The sequence below is a fragment of the Actinoplanes sp. NPDC048967 genome, from assembly GCF_040649415.1.
Classification (GTDB): Bacteria; Actinomycetota; Actinomycetes; order Mycobacteriales; family Micromonosporaceae; genus Actinoplanes.
On record NZ_JBEZFL010000003.1, the window covers coordinates 475781 to 494586 of the forward strand.

The window sequence follows — 18806 nt, forward strand, 5'->3', positions numbered from 1 at the left end:
GAATTGAAGATCACCGGGACGGGGCGCGCGCGGACAGCTACCGGGCCGATACGCTCGCACCGTGGGCGCGATTATCCCGGTCTTCCCGCTGGGCACGGTGCTCTTTCCCGGCCTGGTCCTGCCCTTGCACATCTTCGAGGAGCGATACCGAACGCTCGTGCGCGATCTCGTCGCGACGACGGACGACGAACCGCACGAGTTCGGTGTGGTGACCCTCCGGTACGGCTGGGAGGTCGCCACCCCCGAGGGTGACGCCGAGCGCCCGGCCGACGAGGCGGCGATCACCCCTGAGCAGCTCTACGGCGTCGGCTGCACGGCGGAGCTGCGCCAGGTCACCGAGCTGCCCGACGGCCGTTTCGACATCGTCACCGTCGGCCGCCGGCGCTTCCGGGTGCTCGCGATCGCGGCGGACACCCATCCGTACCTGACCGCCGAGGTGGAGTGGCTGCCCGACGAGGAGAGCGGCGACCCGGTGTCGGCGCTGCTCGCCCCGCGGGTGCTGGCCGCCTTCCGCACCTACCTGGACCTGCTGCGGCCCGACTCCGAGGTGCTCGACCAGGTCCCCGACGACCCCACGGTGCTCTCCCACCTGGTGGCGGCCACCGCGCAGCTCACCACCGAGGAGCGCCAGGAGCTGCTGGGCGCGGTCGACACCGCCACCCGGCTGCGCACCGAGCTGCGGCTGCTCAACCGCGAGGCGGGTCTGCTGGCCAAGGTGCGGGCGGTGCCGGTGCCGCTGTCGGATCTGGCCCGGCCGGTGAGCCCGAACTGAAGCCGCCCGACCCGGAACCGTCCGGCCCGAACCCGCCCGCGTGGGGCTCGGCCGAGCCGGGCCCACCCGCATAGGGCCCGCCAGAACCGGGCCCGGCCGGCAGGTCGTGGCCGTAGCCCGGCTTGGCTCCCGGCAGTTCCAGGTCCGGGTCGTTGGACCAGCCGGCCAGCAGCGTGGTCACGATCACCGCGGCGAAGGCGGCCACCAGCAGCGCGCCGTGCGCGTGCAGGTCCGGCGGCCGGGCGTAGGTCTGCCCGGCGGTGGAGCTGTCCTGCCAGTCGTTCCAGGCGGCCAGCCCGACCAGCCGGCCGGCCTGCCACATCACCAGCGTGCTGGCCAGCCCGCCCAGGGCCACTCCGAGCAGCAGGCCGGGGCCCCGGTCGCGCCGCAGGACCAGCCAGATCAGCACGGCGGCGAGCAGCCCGAAGGCGAAGCTGATCAGGGTGAACCAGGCGTCCGCCGCGATGTACTCCTCCGGCGACGGGTCATTGACCACGATGCCGTTCTGCCCGGCGTTGATCACCGGGACGGTCGGCGCGAGCCAGGACCAGAGCAGGCCGAGCGGGGCGCCGGCGACGGCCATCGCGGCCGTGATCAAGACCGCGACAAGCACGGTACGGCGTAACGGCCGCCGCTTCGGCCGCGCCGGCCCCCAGCCCATGGCGTCGACGGGCTCGCCGTACGGGTAGGCCGGCGTGTCGTACGGCTGGCCCTGGTCGTAAGACCGGCCCTGCTCATACGGCTGGCCCGGCCCGTAGTGCGGGGCCTGCTCGTAGCGCGGGGGGCCCGGCTCCTGGCTGGGGTTCACTCCCCGATCCTGCCAGGTCCGCCCGGGTGCCCGGTGGCGAGCACCGCGGCAGTGGGCATCAGAGGACCGCCGACGGACCGAGGATCATCTTCAGGTCGGCCCGCAACGCCGGCGTCGGGGCCACCCGTACCGCGCCCAGCCGGAAGATCGTGGTGCGGCTGCCGTTCTGCAGGTGGACGTGCACCTCGGCGTCGCCCGGGTGGCTGACCAGGATCTCCTTGAGCTCGTCGACCAGCGGCGGGGTGCACCGGGTGATCGGCATGGTCAGGGTGATCGGCTTGCTGTCCGGGTTGTGGGTGACGTCGGGCATCGACATGTCCATCGCCATGATCCGCGGGGTGTCGTCGCGGCGGTCCACCCGGCCCTTGACGATGACGATGGCGTCCTCGGCGATGTACTGGCCGATCACCTCGTACGTGTTCGGGAAGAACAGCGCCTCGACGCCGCCGGCCAGGTCCTCCAGCGTGGCCGAGGCCCAGGCCCGGCCCTGCTTGGTGATCCGGCGCTGCACCCCGGTGAGGATGCCGGCGAGGGTGACGACCTGCCCGTCCGGCACCGAGCCTTCCTCGTTGAGGGCGGCGATGGTCGTGTCGGCCGAGTTGTGCAGCAACTGCTCGAGACCGGCCAGGGGGTGGTCGGAGACGTAGAGGCCGAGCATCTCGCGCTCGAAGGCCAGCTTGTCGCGCTTGTCCCACTCGCTGTCGCCGATCGTGGGCATGGCGACGGTGGCCGCGCTGCCCGCGCCGGAGTCCTCGCCGAACGAGGCGAACAGGTCGAACTGGCCGGCCGCCTCGTTCTTCTTCACGTCCGCGTACGCGTCGATCGCCTCGGCGTGCACGGCGAGCAGCCCCTTGCGGGTGTGCCCCATCGAGTCGAAGGCACCGGCCTTGATCAGCGATTCCACCGTCTTCTTGTTGCAGGCGACGGCGTCCACCTTGGACAGGAACTCGTAGAAGTCCCCGTAGTCGCCCTTCTCCTTGCGGCAGCGCACGATCGCGTCCACGACGTTGTGCCCGACGTTGCGGACCGCGGCCAGGCCGAAGCGGATGTTCTTGCCGACCGGGGTGAACGGGCCGGCGGACTGGTTGACGTCCGGCGGCAGCACCTGGATGCCCATGCGCCGGCAGTCGGCCAGGTACATCGCCATCTTGTCCTTGTCGTCACCGACGCTGGTGAGCAGGCCGGCCATGTACTCGGCCGGGTAGTTGGCCTTGAGGTAGCCGGTCCAGTAGGACACCAGGCCGTACCCGGCGGTGTGGGCCTTGTTGAAGGCGTAGTCGGCGAACGGGACCAGGACGTCCCAGAGGGCCTTGATCGCGGCGTCGGAGTAGTTGCGCTGCTTCATGCCGTCGCGGAAGGAGACGTACTCCTTGTCGAGGACCTCGCGCTTCTTCTTACCCATGGCCCGGCGCAGCAGGTCGGCCTGGCCCAGCGAATAGCCGGCCAGCTTCTGCGCGGCGCGCTGCACCTGCTCCTGGTAGACGATCAGGCCGTACGTCGGGCCGAGGATCTCCTCGAGCGGTTCCTCCAGCTCGGGGTGGATCGGGGTGATCTCCTGCAGCTTGTTCTTGCGCAGCGCGTAGTTGGTGTGCGAGTCGGCACCCATCGGTCCGGGCCGGTAGAGCGCCAGCACCGCGGAGATGTCCTCGAAGTTGTCCGGCTTCATCAGCCGCAGCAGCGAGCGCATCGGGCCACCGTCGAGCTGGAACACGCCCAGCGTGTCGCCGCGGGCCAGCAGGTCGTACGTCGGCTTGTCGTCCAGCGGCAGCGCCAGCAGGTCGATCTTCTTGCCGTGGTTGAGCTCGATGTTCTTGACCGCATCGTCGATGATCGTCAGGTTGCGCAGGCCCAGGAAGTCCATCTTGAGCAGGCCCAGCGTCTCGCAGGTCGGATAGTCGAACTGCGTGATGATCGCGCCGTCGGCCGGGCGCCGCATCAACGGGATGTGGTCGATGATCGGCTCGGCGCTCATGATGACGCCGGCCGCGTGCACACCGGTCTGCCGGATCAGGCCCTCGATGCCCCGGGCGGTGTCGATGACCTTCTTGACGTCCGGATCGGTGTCGTACAGCGCGCGGATCTCGCCGGCCTCGCTGTAGCGCTTGTGGTCCTTGTCGAAGATGCCGGAGAGCGGGATGTCCTTGCCCATCACGGCGGGCGGCATGGCCTTGGTGATCCGGTCGCCCACCGCGTACGGGTAACCCAGCACCCGGGCCGAGTCCTTGATCGCGGCCTTGGCCTTGATCGTGCCGAAGGTCGCGATCTGGGCGACCTTGTCCTCGCCCCAGCGCTCGGTCACGTACCGGATGACCTCGCCGCGCCGGCGCTCGTCGAAGTCGATGTCGACATCGGGCATGGAGACGCGCTCCGGGTTGAGGAAGCGCTCGAAGATCAGCCCGTGCGGCAGCGGGTCCAGGTCGGTGATGCCCATCGCGTACGCGATCAGCGAGCCGGCGGCCGAGCCACGACCCGGACCGACCGCGATGCCGTTGCGCTTGGACCACTGGATGAAGTCGGCGACCACGAGGAAGTACGACGGGAAGCCCATCTGGATGATGATCCCGAGCTCGTACTCCGCCTGCTTGAGGTGCGTCTCCGGGATGCCGCCGGGGAAGCGGCGCTTGAGCCCCTCGAACGCCTCGTGGCGGAACCAGGACTCCTCGGTGTGCCCGTCCGGGACCGGGAAGCGGGGCATCAGGTTCTTGAAGGAGAACATGCCGTCGGTGTCCACCCGCTCGGCCACCAGCAGGGTGTTGCGGCAGCCCTCCAGCCAGGCGTCGGACGAGTCGACCGCGCGCATCTGGTCGGCCGACTTGACGAAGTAGCCGGCGCCGTCGAAGCGGAACCGGTTGGGGTCGGCGACGTTGCTGCCGGTCTGCACGCACAGCAGCACGTCGTGCGCCTCGGCCTGGGCCTCGTGCGTGTAGTGCGAGTCGTTGGTGACCAGCGGCGGGATGTTGAGCTTGCGGCCGATGTCCAGCAGGCCGTCGCGGACCCGCTTCTCGATCGACAGGCCGTGGTCCATGATCTCGAGGAAGTAGTTCTCCCGGCCCAGGGCTTCCTGGTACATCGCCGCGGACTTGAGCGCCTCGTCGAACTGGCCCAGTCGCAGCCGGGTCTGCACGGCGCCGGACGGGCAGCCGGTGGTGCCCATGATGCCCTCGGCGTGCTCGGCGATGATGTCGAAGTCCATCCGGGGGTACTTGCCGAGCTGGCCCTCGATGGAGGCCCGCGAGTTGAGCCGGAACAGGTTCTTCAGCCCGACGGCGTTGCGGGCCCACATGGTCATGTGGGTGTACGCACCGTTGCCGGCGACGTCGTCGCCCTTCTGCTCCGGGCGGCCCCACTTGATCCGGCTCTTGGTCAGCCGCGACTCGGGGGCGACGTACGCCTCGACACCGATCACCGGGGTGACCCCGGCCGCCGTGGCCTGCTTGTAGAAGTCGTACGCCCCGTGCATGTTGCCGTGGTCGGTGATCGCCGCGGCCGGCATGCCGAGGCGGTTGGCCTCGGCGAGCAGATCCTTGACCCGGGCGGCGCCGTCGAGCATCGAATACTCGGTGTGCACGTGGAGATGCACGAACGAGTCAGACACCCAGGGCCCCCTTTGCCGCGGCGTTTCCGGACTCGCCAGAGCCTAGTCCGGTGCGGCCCCGCGAGGCACCGCTGACACCCGATCTATTCGGCGAATGGCTCGATCATCACAGCCGCGGCGCGCAGCCACGCCTGGCGGGTCTCCGGCTGGAGCACGCTGTACTCGATCGATGACCCGACCTCGAGCGCGGGGTCGTACGGGACCACCGCGACGGCCCGCGTGCGGGTGGCGAAATGCTTGGCCAGATCGTCGAGCAGGGGCAGCTTGCCGGGCGACGGACAGGAGATCAACGTCACCGCGTTGGCGACCAGATCCTCCATGCCGGTCTCGTTGAGCACGTCCAGCATCCAGTCGGCGGTGAACGCGGCGTCCTCGCGCGGCACCGTGGTGATGACCAGCTGGTCGGCGCTGCGCATCACGGTCTGCCAGTTGACGCTCTCGACGTTGTTGCCGGTGTCGACGCAGATCACGTCGTGGGTGCGGCGCAGCAGATCCATCACCCGGCGCACCGTGCTCTGGTCGAGCCGCTGGGCGAAACGGGGGTTCTCCTCACCGGCCAGCACGTCGTACGAGCCGTCGGAGGCGTGCCGCAGGAAGTCGTCCAGGTGCGACATCATCTGCTCGCCGTGCATGTTCTCGATCTCGAGCAGCTCACTGACCAGGTGCCGGATCGTGCGGGCGTGCCGGGCACTGCCGGCCCGCAGGCCCAGCGTGCCCCGCAGCTCGTTGTCGTCCCAGGCCAGCACGCCCCGGCCGCGCACGCTGCCGATGGTGGCCGCGGCGAGCACGGTGGCGGTCGTCTTGTGCACGCCGCCCTTGGGATTGGCGAACGCCAGCACCCGCGGCTTGCCGAGCTTGCGGCGCAGCACCGAGACCGCGCGGTCCTCCTGCTCGGGCCGGGCCTGCCGCCACTCGATGCGCGCGGGCGCGGGCGAGGTCGGCATGGGCGCGGTGGCCGGGGCCGGGGTGGGCGGCGGCCGCAGGGCCGGCGGAGGCGGCGCGGGGGCCACCGGCGGCGGCATGACCGACGCGGACCCGACCGAGGCGGCGCCGCGGCTCGGCGGCGGGGGCGCCAACTCGGGCGCGACCCGACCGATCGACGACGGTACGGACCGGGTGGCCGGATTGAAGAAGCTGTGCGGCTCCTCGGGAGCCGAACGGGACTGGAAGCCCTCACCGATCCGCGACTGGCGGCGAGCCTCGGCGAGCGGATTCATCGGCCGCGGCTCGGGACGGGGCTCGCCCGGCCGGGGATCCATCGGACGCGGGTCGGACGGCGGCGTCAGCGGCTCGGACTGGCCCAGCCGCTCGCCCAGGCTGGCCCGGCCGGGACGGCGCGGATCCAGCGGGTTGACCGGGCGGCGCTCCGTCGGCCGCTGGTCGAAGGCACCACGGGCCGGGTCGCTCTGCCGGGGATCGCTCTGCCGGGGATCGAGCGGGTTGAAGGGCCGGCCGGGACGTCCGGGCAACGGTTGGCCGCCCGCCGTACGGCGGGCCTCGGCCTCCGCTTCCTCACGGTCCGTCTCGGCCTCGTCGGCCGTCCGGGACCCGTGCCGGGCGCGGTCGAGCAGCGCCCGCCAACGCGGGGCTGGTTCCGCAGGCCGGCCCCAGCCGGTCTCGGTCCCATCCACGGCTCGTCCTCCCAGCGACTACTCGATGTGCCCTTGTGACGCCTGTCCGATGCCCTGACGGGCCCGCCCGTTCTCCGACAGGCTACGGACGCCAACCCTATTCAGGCCACACCCCGAACCCGCAAATGCCCGGCAGTCTTGATCACCCAGTGGCAGAAACCACGTGCACGTGCACCTACCCGTACGCACCACAGGACTCGGTCGTTCAGGATGTCAACGCCCAGAAGCGTCGCGAGATGCTCCTGAGGCGGTCGGCGGCTGGCCGGGACCCGGTCCCACGGGTGACGCGGAGGCAACGGCAGCGCTCTCCTGAACTGCCGGGGCAGACGGACCGGGCCCCCGGACGGGGCCGTCGGGTGAGGCCGATGTCACAGCAGCCCCGGTCGATGAGGGTAGTGGCGCGGTACGGGCGGGGGCAACACTGCGCGACCGCGAAGGCACGGTGGGCGCACCCGACTCCGGGTCGTCGGGGACCGTGGTGGTCTGTTCCGGCCGGACCGGGCGGAACTCGGTACGGTCCAGGCTGCGGACCTCGGGGGCCGGATCGACCACCCGCACCTCGGCGCGGCCGGCCAGATCCTCCAGCACGGCGGGCGCGGCCCGCACCACGGCGGCGAAGACACAGGCGCAATGCGCGCGGTAGGCGGCGGCCTCCGAGGCGGCGATCTGCGCGGCATTGTCGTACGCCCGGCGCAGCCTGATCTGGTCGACGCCGTCGCCCTCGAGCTCTTCGCCCAGCTTCTGATAGTCGGCCTGCTCCTGGTCCCGGGCCAGAGCGGCGTTCAGCATGCCGGTCACCACGTCCTGCGGCATCCGGTAGACGGGCATCTTGACCACCGGGGTGCGTACCCCCGGCAGGGGTGCCCGGGCGTAGACCTCGGCCACCGGGACCCCGGCGAGGGTCGCCTGCAGCTGGTCCGGCGGCAGGTAGGACCGCAGGCTGACCAGCGCCCACGTCTCCCCGGCCACCGGCGAACCCGACGAGGGCAGCAGCGCGGCCAGCTCACCGCGGCTGGAGCGCAGATAGCCGGAGACGGACTGGCCCTCGACCACCCCGACCCGCACCACGTCACCGCTGGGATCGACCGCCTCGGGCCCGTGGTCGGCCGCCCAGACCACGGCGATGAGCAGCGCGGTCACCGAGGCCACGGCCAGCCCGCTGAGGATCCGCAACCGGGACGGGGCCGTGCCGATGCGGGACAGGCCGCGGGTCAGCGGCGGAAGCACCCTGTCCCCTGTCCTCATCGAGGTCGCCCCCTCAGACGGCGGTCGTCAGCTCGCGTCGCGGAGCACGTCCAGCGCGTACCCCAGGTCGTCAGGGTAGTCGCTGACGAAACGGACCTCGTCCTGCGTACGGGGGTGCAGGAAGCCGAGCTCGCGGGCGTGCAGCCACTGCCGGCCCAGCTTGAGCCGCGCGGACAGGGTCGGGTCGGCGCCGTACGTGACGTCACCGACGCACGGGTGCCGCATCGCGGAGAAGTGCACCCGGATCTGGTGGGTCCGGCCGGTCTCCAGCTTGACGTCGACCAGGCTGGCCGAGCGGAACGCCTCGAGCGTGTCGTAGTGGGTGACGCTGGGCTTGCCGCCGTTCATCACCGCGTACCGGTAGTCGGCGGTGGGGTGCCGGTCGATCGGCGCGTCGATCGTGCCGCGCAGCGGGTCCAGGTGGCCCTGCACGACCGCGTGGTAGCGCTTGTCGACCTCGCGCTCCTTGAACGCCCGCTTGAGCGCGCTGTAGGCCAGCTCGCTCTTGGCCACCACCATGAGCCCGGTGGTGCCGACGTCGAGGCGGTGCACGACCCCCTGGCGCTCGGCGGCGCCGCTGGTGGCGACGTTCTGGCCCATCGCGGCGAGCCCGCCGATGACCGTGGGGCCGGTCCAGCCCGGGCTCGGGTGCGCGGCCACCCCGACCGGCTTGTCCACCACGACGATGTCGTCGTCGCTGTAGATGATCTTCATGCCGTGCACCGGGGTGGCTTCCAGCGTCGGCGCGGTCACCGGCGGCGGCAGCGTGACCTCGAGCCACGAACCGGCGGAGACCTTGTCGGACTTCGGCCGCGGGATGCCGTCGACGAGCGCGTCACCGGACTCGACCAGGGTCGCGGCCGCGGTGCGGGACAGACCGAAGATGCGCGACACGGCCTGGTCGAGACGCATGCCGTCCAGACCGTCCGGTACGGGCAGGGAACGGGAGGTCATGCGGTCTCGGCTTTCCTGGAGGTGGCCCTGCTGCCGTCGCGCTGGCGCCCGGTGAGCTCCAGCAGCACGGCGAGGACGACGCCGACGGACAGGCAGCTGTCGGCGATGTTGAAGACCGCGAAATGTTCCCCGTACGGCCCGAACACGCTGATCATGTCGACGACGTGACCCTGGAACGGCCCGGGCGCCCGGAACAGCCGGTCGCCCAGGTTGCCGAGCGCGCCGCCGAGCACCAGCCCGAGGGCGATCGCCCACGGCACCGAGCGCAGCTTGCGGACCATGAAGCCGATCCAGCCGATCACCAGGATCGTGACCAATGGGAACACCCAGGTGTAGCCACTGCCGAGGCTGAACGCGGCCCCGCTGTTGCGCAACAGCGACAGATAGACCAGTCCGCCCAGGATCCGGACCGGCTCGCCCTCGGTCAGCCCCTTGGTGGAGAGCTCCTTGACGACCTGGTCGAGCACGACGGCGAGCAGGGCGGTGATGGCGAGCACCGCCACGGCGCGGCGCCCGAACCCGGAGGACACCCCGGGCCCGGACGCGGTCACCGTGGTGCCACCCGCAGCCTCGTCGGCGTTCAGCGTCGTTCCTCCAACTGCTTACAGGACACACAGAGGGTCGCGACCGGGAACGCCGCCAGCCGCTCGACCGGGATGGCGTTGCCGCATCGCTCGCACCAACCGTAGTTGCCCGTCCCGAGCCGGTCGATGGCGCGTTCCACCTGTGTGATCCGGTCGAGGAGATTGTTGGCCAGAGTGATCTCCTGCTCACGCTCCCCGGTCTTGGTGCCCCGGTCGCCCTCGTCGTCGCCGGCGGAGTCGGTGAGCCGGTCACGCTGCAGCTCGGTGATCTCGCTGAGCGTCTGGTCGTACTCGGCCTGCAACTCGTCGCGGCGCTCCACGAGCGCGACGCGGATCTTCTCGGTCTCCGCCGCGCTGCGCGCCTTGGCGGGCGCGGCCTTCGCGGTCGACGCGGACCTGGTGTCGGTTGCCTTGGCCATCGTCGCTCCCCTGAGCCGCGCTGCACGCGGCGAATCGGCGGTCTTCCAGCGGTCATCGGGACGTGGTCGGCCACCCGTCCCGTATCGGTGCCCCGGCCGCGCCCCCACGCGACCCGTGCACCGCCCCCACGTGCACAAACGGCGCGGCCATGGATCGCCGCGCACTCCGGAGGGTGGCAAGGATACGGAACGTGAAGAGCAGCGACAACACGGCGCACCGGCCCGGTGACCGGTTAACCGGGACGAATGCCCCGAACGCCCTCGTCGGATACCCGACGACCACACCCGCCTCGTTCGCACCTGCCCCTTCCGCCGGATTCGCCGGCGGCAGCCGAAGCGACGCAGCCGAATCGCCAGACAAGACCAAACGCCCATAACCCCGCGCTCAGGTCCGGTCGCGGCCGTCCTCACCGAACCAGCGGGCCAGCCGGCCCCGCCGGCTCACCGCCCGCAGCCGCCGCTCGGCCAGGTCCCGGGCCGCCGCCGTGGTCACGATCAGCAGGCCGTCGCCGGTCCGCAGCCGGGTGTCCGGCCCCGGAACGAAGCCGGCCCCCGCCCGCACCACGAGCGTCACCACCGCACCGACCGGCAGCCGCAACTCGTCGATGTGCACCCCGGCCAACCGGGAACCCGGCGCGACGTCGAGCTGCAGCAGGTCGGCATGCATCTGCTCCAGCGGCGCGGTCTCGACCTGGATCTCGATGGCCTCGGTGGGCGCGGTGATGCGCAGCAGCCGGGCGACGGGCGCCAGCGTGCCGGCCTGCACCAGCGTGAAGATGATCACCAGCACGAACACCACGTCGAAGAGCGTCTCGGCCCCGGGTGTCGCGCTGGAGAGCGGAATGGTGGCCAGCACGATCGGCACGGCCCCGCGCAGCCCGGCCCAGGACAGGAAGGTCCGCCCGGACCGGCCCAGCTCCCGGAAACTGCGGCTGACCAGCGCCGAGATCCAGACCGACAGCGGCCGGGCCAGCAGCACGAGCGCGCACCCGACAACCAGTGCGGGCACCAGCGCCTCGCCCAGCCGGGCCGGCGAGGCGAGCAGCCCGAGCAGCACGAACAGGCCGATCTGGGCGACCCAGGCCAGGGCGTCGGCGAACCCGAGAATGGCCTGGCGGTGTGGCAACCGGGCATTGCCGATGACCACGCCGGCCACGTAGACGGCGAGGAAACCGGAGGCGTGGGCGACGGCGCCGGCCGCGTACGCCAGGAACGTGAGCGCGACCGCCGCGATCGGATAGAGACCCGCCGACGGCAGGGCGGCATTGCGCAGCAACCAGCGCCCGGCCGCCCCCACGGCCAGCCCGATCGCGGCGCCGGCGGCGAGCTCGTAGATGACGATCAAGAGCTCGTACCACCAGGGGTGGGTCATCCCGGCGGTGGCCGACAGCAGGACGACCAGCAGGACCACCGGGGCGTCGTTCATGCCGGACTCGGCCTCGAGCGTGGCGACCAGCCGGGGAGGCAGCCGCAACACCCGCAGGGTGGCGAAGACAGCGGCGGCGTCGGTGGACGAGAGCACCGCGCCGTAGAGCAACGCGAGGCGCCAGTCCACGTCGAGCACAAAATGCACGACGACGCCGACCACGGCGATGCTCACGGCCACCCCGAGGGTGGCCAGGGTGGCCGACAACCCCAGAACCGGCCGCAACGTGCTCCAGCGGGCGGTCAGCCCGCCCTCGGCGATGATCATGATCAGGGCGCAGAAGCCGAGGGTACGGGTGAGCTCGGCATCATCGAAGCGGATACCGAACCCGGCCTCCCCGATGACCACACCGATCAACAGGTAGACCAGCAGACTGGGCAGTCCGAGCCGGGTGGAGAGCCGGACAGCACCGACGGCGACCAGCAGCACGGCAGCGCCGACAAGCAACGCAAGGTCGAGCCCGCCAGTCATGCGCTGCCGTCACGCAGGGCGGCGAACCGCTCCCCGACGTCCCCGGCCACACCGAACACTTTGTCGCGGCTGGTGGCGCCGACCTTGAGCACGACGTCCCGGGCCTTGAGCCCGAGCGCAGCGGCAAGCGCCAGCCGAACGGCCTCGGTGGCCTTCCCGTCAACCGCGGGCGCCCCGACGGCGACGATCAGCGCGGGCCCGTGCGGCCCCTCATAACGCCCACCGACCCGGGTACGCCCAGCGCCGGGCCGCACCCGCACCACGACAGACCGCCACCCGTCACCGTGACTCTGACCGGCCCGCGGCGTGCTCTCGCCGGGTCGGATGGTGGCCGGATCGGGTGAGGGGACGCGCCGCTTGGCCATGCCCCATTGTGCCGATCACCGACACCCCACCAAATCCGACGTTCCGCCAACGCCCCGCCCCGCCCTGCCCCGCAGCGCGCTCGGATCCGCGCCGGCCAGCACCTCACCGACCGGCAGGGTGGTCAGAGCGCCGGCCTCGCACAACATGCTCGCGGCCAGCCCGACGTTGAACAGCGACCAGCCCAGCGTGCCGCCGGTCCCGGTGGCCGTCAGCGCGGCGGCCTCGGTGGCGCGTTCGTCGAGCAGGTCACCGGCCCGGGTGAGGATCCGGCGCCGCTCGGTGGGGCGGTGGCGGACCAGCCCACCTCGCCCAGCCCAGCCCCGCCCGCACCTCGACCCGGACGGCGCACTCCTCGCAATCGCGCCCAGCTCTCCCGGGCGGGCCTGGACCCGACAGACGCAGCGACAGTAGATCTTGGTAGCAATTGGCCCCTGTAAGGGCCATTTTTTACCAAGCTCTCAGAGACGGAGGTGGCGCCGCGAGGCCCCGAATGGCTGGTGAGAGCGCGAGTGTGTCCGAGCACGGACCTAACGAGTCCAGGAGTCCGCCCGGACGGCGCCGGGTGCCCCGTCACAGGCCGCCGAGCAGGATCCAAGCACCCGGCCGCGGGACACCAGCCGCCGGACACCGGGCACCGGGGCGACAAAGACTTCACGGCAGTAACGAGCAGGTGGTGGACCTGCCAACCAAGATGCCCCGCTGATCTTGATTCGGCGGGCCGGCTTCAAAGCCGCGGAAGGTCAGCGGCGGGCGGCCGCAGCAACGAGCCGGTCAACCGGCCGGCACAACCCGCAAGGGCTGAACCCGAGCTCAACCGCCTCAGCAACAGGCAGCCCCTCAGTCATCCGCCCCACCAGGTGCGAACAGTCCGCCAGGTGGTACCGGGGCCGGCCGTCGACCACCAGCACCTCGGCGTCCAGGCTGGCGACCCGCACCGCGTCCGCCGGGCGGACCGACTGGGGCAGGGGTTCGTCGTCCGGGTCGTCCGGGTCCGGCTCGTCGAATTCACCGGAGGACGGGTCTTCCGCACGAGCTCCGCCGATGAAACTCGCCGCGTGCTCGTAGTCGGCCGGTGCCTGCTCCGTCGGCGCCGGGCCGGCCGTCTGACCCGAGGAAGGCCGGCCGGCCGCAGCGTCGTCGTAGTCGTAGAGGTCGGCGTCCGGTTGCACCCGCTGGGTCGCGTCCGGCCCCGTCAGGTGCTCCTCCGCGTCCTCCTGGCCCGCCACGTAGGCGGCGTCGGGCGCGGCCTCGGGGGGCGGGGCCGCGCGTGCGGCATCGCCGGCCGGGGCTGTCGCCGCGCGCCGGGCAGCCGAGGCCTGGCGGGCGCCGATGACCAGGGCCACCGCGGCCAGCAGGCTGGCGACGATGGAGCTGATCAACAGGGAGCTCGACCCGCCCACGAGGCCGAGCACGAGCAGCGTGACGGCGACGAGGATGAGCAGCAGACTAACAACGATCATGGCTCATCCCCGCCGCTGTGCGACCGTTCCGCAAGCCGAGGCTCAGCGGCCGGTCTCGATGGAGTTGGCGCGGCTGCCGCCGTACGAGCCGGCGAGACCCGCGGCCGCGAGGCCACCGGAGCCGCCGACCGAACGGTTGGCGTCGGCGCGGGTCATCTCGGCTTCGAGGCCCTGGCCACGACCGTCGAGGTCGCGCAGCTGGCTCTCGAGGTACGCCTTCAGCCGCGTGCGGTACTCCCGCTCGAACTGCTTGAGCTCCTCGATGTGCTTCTGCAGCGCCGACCGCTTGGCGTCCAGGCCGCCCATGGCCTCCTGGTGCCGCTGGCGCGCGTCGCGCTCCAGGGCGTCCGCCTTGGCGCGGGCCTCGCGGGTGACCTCCTCCGCCTTGGAGCGGGCGTCGGAGAGAAGCTTGTCGGCCTCGCGGCGGGCGTCGGACACGTGGTCGTCGGCCGTACGCTGGGCCATCATCAGCACGCGCAGCGCCTGCTGCTCGCCGTCGGCGCCCGTGGGGGCTCCGGCACCGGCGCCGACCGGACCCTGGGCCCGGACCTGCTCCAGCTCGGCCTGCATCTGCCGGGCAGCCTGCTCAGCGGCAGACTTGTCGCGCTGCACCCGGTCGAGCTGGGCCTTCATCTCGTTGAGCTCCGCCGCCATCCGCGGGTCGGCGCTCGGGCCGGCTGGTGCGCCACCCCGACCGCCGCGCTCCACCTGGGCGCGCAGCTCGTTGTTCTCCTCGATCAGACGGGCGAGTTCGCGCTCGACCTCGTCCAGGAAGGCGTCGACCTCCTCCTCGTCGTACCCCCGCTTGCCGATAGGGGGTTTCTTGAAGGCGACGTTGTGCACGTCCGCCGGGGTCAGCGGCATCGAAACTCCTCGGGTCAGTTGCGGCCGCGTGGGGCGCAGTCGATCAGGCGGACGCTGTCACGCGAACGCGATGATCAGACGCGCTAACACGAAGTTCAAAAGCACGAACAGGATAACCAGCAGGACCAGGGACGCCAGGTCCAAACTCACGGTACCAATTCGAAGCGGTGGGATCACACGCCTCAACGCCTTGAGGGGTGGATCAGTGACGCTCCACACCGATTCCAATGCCGCCGACGCCCCTCGGCCCGGCTGCCACCGACGCCCGTACTGCAGCACCGCACCCAGGACGAACCGGGCGAGCAGGGTCAGGAAGAACACATAGAGCAGCAGATAGATGATCTGAAACACGATCGACAGCACGTCAGGCGGGTCCCTCGTTAGGGTCAACTCTGGTTGAAGAAACCGCCCTCAGCGATCTTGGCCTTGTCCTCTGCCGTGACCTGGACGTTGGCCGGTGAGAGCAGGAAAACCCGGTTGGTCACGCGCTCGATCGTACCGCGCAGACCGAAAGCCAGCCCGGCGGCGAAGTCAACGAGCCGGCGGGCGTCCCCTTCATCCATCTCGGTGAGATTGATGATGACCGGTACGCCGTCGCGGAAGTGCTCGCCGATGGTGCGGGCCTCGCGGTACGTGGTCGGGTGCAGCGTGGTGATCTGGTAGCGCTGGTCCTCCTCGACGACCCGCTGGTGCACCTGGGTCTGCGGGGCGAGCGCGAGGTTGTCGCGGGTGGAGTAGCCCGCCGGCTCAGCGACCGGCGCCGGCGGCCGGGTGATCGAGCGCACGCTGGCGCGCTCCTGCCGTTCCGGCCGGTCGTGGTCGTCCCGGTCGAGGTCGAGGCGGGCGGCGGCGCGCTCCAGGCGGCCGCTGCGCTCCTGGCGGGCCCGTGGCAGCGCGGGCGCCTCCTCGACGTCGTCCTCTTCGTCGGCGAACTCGTCGGCGTAGCGGTAACCGGAGTCGCGGTCCCGGTCGCGCTCACGCTCGCGGTAGCCGCCACCGTCGCGGTAGCGGTCGTCGTACTGGTCGTCCTCTTCCACGAGGCCGAGCCACACGCCGGCCTTGCGCAGTGCGCTCATGCCATCACCAGCCCCTGCTCGGCGCCGAACCGCTCGTCCATGCCCCCACCTCCGTCCGCTGTGCGGCCCGCGCCCCCTCGGCGTGCCGCGTCCCCCCTTGCACGGATCCCGCGTTCGGTAAACATGACCGCGGCCCGCTGCGACGCTGCGTCGTCCGGGCGCGTCGGCCGAGGCACGTCGCGCGTAAACAACACGTATGTAGTTTGCTGCCCGCCGCAAGGCTACCGCAGCGTGTTTCGCATCCCGAGCAAAGAAGTGCCGATCCGTACGTGTGTCGCGCCGTGCCGGACCGCCTGCTCGAGGTCGCCGCTCATGCCGGCCGAAATGTCCTTCGCGTCCGGATACTCGGACCGCAGCCGGGCCGCCAGGCCGGCCAGTTCCGCGAAGGCCCGGGCCGGCTCCCACCCGCGCGGCGCCACCGCCATCACACCGCCCAGCCGCAGTCCTTCGGCCGCTTCGACCGCCGCCGCCACCCGCCACAGGTCGCGATCGGGATCGCCGCCGTCGGCCACTGCCCCGCCGCGGGCGGGATCACCGTCGATGCTGACCTGCACCAGTACGTCGAGCGGGCGTTCGCGGAGCCGGGCCGCAGCCGTGGCGAGCGCCCCGGCCAGGCGCGTCGAGTCCACCGATTCCACGACGTCGGCGTAGGTGACCACCGACTTGGCCTTGTTGCGCTGCAGCTGACCGACGAAATGCCAGCGCAGTACGGCCGTCACGGCCGCCGCCTTGGCCGCCGCCTCCTGATCTTTGTTCTCCCCGACGTCGGTGACGCCGAGCCCGGCGAGCAACTCCACGTCGCTCGCCGGGTACGTCTTGGTCACCGCGACCAGGGTCACCGACCCGGGGTCACGGCCGGCCGCCGTGCAGGCACGCTCGATCCGCCGGCGTACCTCGTCCAGCGAGGCCGCCAACTCGTCGCGGCGCGCCTCTGGTGCCAAGCTCTCAGGAGCCGTTCTTCAGAAAGTCCGGCACGTCCACGTCGTCGAAGAGCACCCGGCGCGGCGGCGGGGTGGTCGCGGCGGGCGGTGTCGGCGGCGTCACCGGCACCGGTGAGGACGGCGCGACCGCGGGCGGCGCCGAGGCCTGCTGGACCACCTTGCGGGCGGGCTCAGCCGGCTTGTACGAGGGCGTGCCCCCGTCGAAGCCCGCGGCGATGACCGTGACCCGAACCTCGTCGCCCAGCGCGTCGTCGATGACCGCGCCGAAGATGATGTTGGCGTCCGGGTGGGCCGCGTCCGTGACCAGCTGGGCCGCGTCGTTGATCTCGAACAGGCCGAGGTCGGAGCCGCCGGCGATGGAGAGCAGCACGCCGCGCGCACCGTCCATGCTCTGCTCCAGCAGCGGGCTGGAGATGGCCTTCTCGGCCGCCTCGACGGCGCGGTTGTCGCCGCGCGCGCTGCCGATACCCATGAGCGCGCTGCCCGCGCCGCTCATCACGCTCTTCACGTCGGCGAAGTCGAGGTTGATCAGGCCCGGGGTGGTGATCAGGTCGGTGATGCCCTGCACGCCGGAGAGCAGCACCTGGTCGGCCTGGCGGAACGCGTCCATCATGCTGATGCCGCGGTCGCCCAGGGCGAGCAGCCGGTCGTTCGGGATCACGATGAGGGTGTCGCACTGGTTGCGCAGCTCGTCGATGCCCGCCTCGGCCTGCACCTGGCGGCGCTTGCCCTCGAACGAGAACGGCCGGGTCACCACGCCGATGGTCAGGGCGCCCAGCTTGCGGGCGATGTTGGCGACCACGGGGGCGCCACCGGTGCCCGTGCCGCCGCCCTCGCCGCAGGTCACGAAGACCATGTCGGCGCCCTTGAGGACTTCCTCGATCTCGTCGCGGTGGTCCTCGGCGGCGTTCTTGCCGACGTCCGGCTGCGCGCCGGCGCCGAGGCCACGGGTGAGTTCGCGGCCGACGTCGAGCTTGACGTCGGCGTCGCTCATCAACAGCGCCTGCGCATCGGTGTTGATCGCGATGAATTCGACTCCCTTGAGCCCAACCTCGATCATGCGGTTCACGGCGTTGACGCCGCCGCCGCCGATGCCGACGACCTTGATGACCGCAAGGTAGTTGTGCGGAGGTGTCATCGGGCTCAGCCTTCCCTTCAGGGTTGTGGGTGTCGAGGGCCCCAGCGGTCCGGCCAAGAACCGCCATCGATACCCGCGCCGTACAAGGGAGGGCGAGGAAACCCTCACCCTCTACTAGAGGCTTAGTGTTATGTCAACTACTCGAACCTCTCGGGGCAACGTAAGCGGCGGACAGGCGACAACCAAGGACCGACGCGGCGTGTCGGCGTCCGCTTACGTGGCGAGTATCCGACTCAGCCGTAACCTTGGACGGAATGCGCCGTTCGGCCATCTTTGTCCGGTTAGCGGATGGTCACCACGTCCGGGGCGCTCACATCGATCGTGTCGCCCTTGCGCTCGAGCAGCACGGTCGCCACCTGAGCCTTCCGCTCGCTCTGCGTCTCGTCACCCCAGAAGACCTCGCGGTCCTTGCGCAACCCCAGCCGCACCTGCGCGGGGGCCAGGACGGAGATCGAGACGACCTGCTCGCGCAGCTCCGCGGTCAGCGACGACAGCACGGTGAGCGCCGACCGGGTGTTGATGTCGTCCGGGCCGGGCGCGGTGAGCTGCGCCAGCGGCAGACCGCGCGGGCGCTGCGAGACCGTGCGGTAGGCGACGCCCTCACCGTCGATCAGGGTGAAGTTCCTGCCCGCCGCCACGGCGGCGACGGGCGTGCGCTCCACGACCTCGATCACGACGGTCCCGGGCCAGCTGCGGGACACCACGGCGCGGTCGACCGCGGGCAGGCCCTCCACCCGGCCCCGGATCCGGTCCAGGTCGACGCCGGCCAAGGGCTGCTTCATCCGTACGGCCGCAGCCTCCTCGACCTGCAGCGGCGTGAGCGAATCGGTGCCGACCACCTCGACCTGGCGCACGCCGAGCACCGACGTGCCGTACACGATCCAGGCGACCGCCCCCGCGACCAGCAGCACGCCCGCCGTGACCGCCCAGGGCAGCGCCGCCCGCAGCTTGCGCCGGCGGGCGCGGGCCATGAACCGCCGGACCGAGGTCGGCACGGCATCCGTGTCCGCCCGCACCAGCCGCCAGCTGCGCCCGCCGTCGCTCATGGGGTCTCCC

The 18806-nt window shown here is 71.3% G+C and carries 17 protein-coding genes; 1 reads left to right on the forward strand and 16 read right to left on the reverse strand.

The window, feature by feature from the left end; translation table 11 throughout:
- Positions 1-61: 61 nt before the first annotated feature.
- Positions 62-772 carry an LON peptidase substrate-binding domain-containing protein gene (locus AB0C12_RS14780; protein WP_360547977.1) on the forward strand — a complete coding sequence of 237 codons (711 nt, stop codon included), beginning with the start codon at positions 62-64 and terminating at the stop codon, positions 770-772.
- Here AB0C12_RS14780 and AB0C12_RS14785 read toward each other — a convergent pair.
- The 16 genes from AB0C12_RS14785 to AB0C12_RS14860 form a co-directional block, all read right to left on the reverse strand.
- Positions 687-1580: a hypothetical protein gene (locus tag AB0C12_RS14785; RefSeq protein WP_360547979.1), complete on the reverse strand. Its 894-nt coding sequence runs from the start codon at positions 1578-1580 to the stop codon at positions 687-689. The genes AB0C12_RS14780 and AB0C12_RS14785 overlap by 86 nt on opposite strands.
- A gap of 58 nt (positions 1581-1638) precedes the next feature.
- Positions 1639-5175, reverse strand: a complete 3537-nt coding sequence (gene dnaE, locus AB0C12_RS14790; RefSeq protein ID WP_360547981.1) for a DNA polymerase III subunit alpha — start codon at positions 5173-5175, stop codon at positions 1639-1641.
- An 83-nt stretch (positions 5176-5258) separates the two neighbouring features.
- Positions 5259-6806: an AAA family ATPase gene (locus tag AB0C12_RS14795; protein ID WP_360547983.1), complete on the reverse strand. Its 1548-nt coding sequence runs from the start codon at positions 6804-6806 to the stop codon at positions 5259-5261.
- 213 nt (positions 6807-7019) lie between these two features.
- Positions 7020-8033, reverse strand: a complete 1014-nt coding sequence (locus AB0C12_RS14800) for a hypothetical protein (protein WP_360547985.1) — start codon at positions 8031-8033, stop codon at positions 7020-7022.
- Between the two features lie 45 nt (positions 8034-8078).
- A complete protein-coding gene (locus AB0C12_RS14805) occupies positions 8079-9005 on the reverse strand; it encodes an RluA family pseudouridine synthase (protein ID WP_360547987.1) in 927 nt (308 codons plus the stop codon).
- A complete protein-coding gene (gene lspA, locus AB0C12_RS14810) occupies positions 9002-9556 on the reverse strand; it encodes a signal peptidase II (protein WP_360547989.1) in 555 nt (184 codons plus the stop codon). The genes AB0C12_RS14805 and lspA overlap by 4 nt, the downstream gene beginning before the upstream one ends.
- A gap of 29 nt (positions 9557-9585) precedes the next feature.
- Positions 9586-10008, reverse strand: a complete 423-nt coding sequence (locus tag AB0C12_RS14815) for a TraR/DksA family transcriptional regulator (RefSeq protein ID WP_360547991.1) — start codon at positions 10006-10008, stop codon at positions 9586-9588.
- A 385-nt stretch (positions 10009-10393) separates the two neighbouring features.
- Positions 10394-11905, reverse strand: coding sequence for a potassium/proton antiporter (locus tag AB0C12_RS14820; protein ID WP_360547993.1), 1512 nt, complete (start codon positions 11903-11905; stop codon positions 10394-10396).
- The gene (locus AB0C12_RS14825) at positions 11902-12168 is read right to left on the reverse strand and encodes a DUF167 domain-containing protein (protein ID WP_360549012.1); all 267 of its coding nucleotides are present in this window, start codon (positions 12166-12168) and stop codon (positions 11902-11904) included. Before AB0C12_RS14825 ends, AB0C12_RS14820 begins: the two co-directional genes overlap by 4 nt.
- An 843-nt stretch (positions 12169-13011) precedes the next feature.
- A complete protein-coding gene (locus tag AB0C12_RS14830; protein ID WP_360547995.1) occupies positions 13012-13731 on the reverse strand; it encodes a hypothetical protein in 720 nt (239 codons plus the stop codon).
- A gap of 42 nt (positions 13732-13773) precedes the next feature.
- A complete protein-coding gene (locus tag AB0C12_RS14835; RefSeq protein ID WP_212993913.1) occupies positions 13774-14595 on the reverse strand; it encodes a DivIVA domain-containing protein in 822 nt (273 codons plus the stop codon).
- A 57-nt stretch (positions 14596-14652) separates the two neighbouring features.
- Positions 14653-14958, reverse strand: a complete 306-nt coding sequence (locus tag AB0C12_RS14840) for a YggT family protein (protein WP_203762600.1) — start codon at positions 14956-14958, stop codon at positions 14653-14655.
- A 23-nt stretch (positions 14959-14981) separates the two neighbouring features.
- Entirely contained in the window at positions 14982-15671 is a 690-nt protein-coding gene (sepF, locus tag AB0C12_RS14845; protein ID WP_360547997.1) for a cell division protein SepF, read from the reverse strand.
- A 221-nt stretch (positions 15672-15892) separates the two neighbouring features.
- Positions 15893-16612, reverse strand: a complete 720-nt coding sequence (locus AB0C12_RS14850; protein WP_360547999.1) for a YggS family pyridoxal phosphate-dependent enzyme — start codon at positions 16610-16612, stop codon at positions 15893-15895.
- Positions 16613-16616: 4 nt separating this feature from the next.
- Positions 16617-17750 (reverse strand): cell division protein FtsZ, encoded by a 1134-nt coding sequence (ftsZ, locus tag AB0C12_RS14855; protein WP_212993910.1) that lies wholly within the window; start codon positions 17748-17750, stop codon positions 16617-16619.
- A gap of 281 nt (positions 17751-18031) precedes the next feature.
- Positions 18032-18796 carry an FtsQ-type POTRA domain-containing protein gene (locus AB0C12_RS14860; RefSeq protein ID WP_360548001.1) on the reverse strand — a complete coding sequence of 255 codons (765 nt, stop codon included), beginning with the start codon at positions 18794-18796 and terminating at the stop codon, positions 18032-18034.
- Positions 18797-18806: the final 10 nt, after the last annotated feature.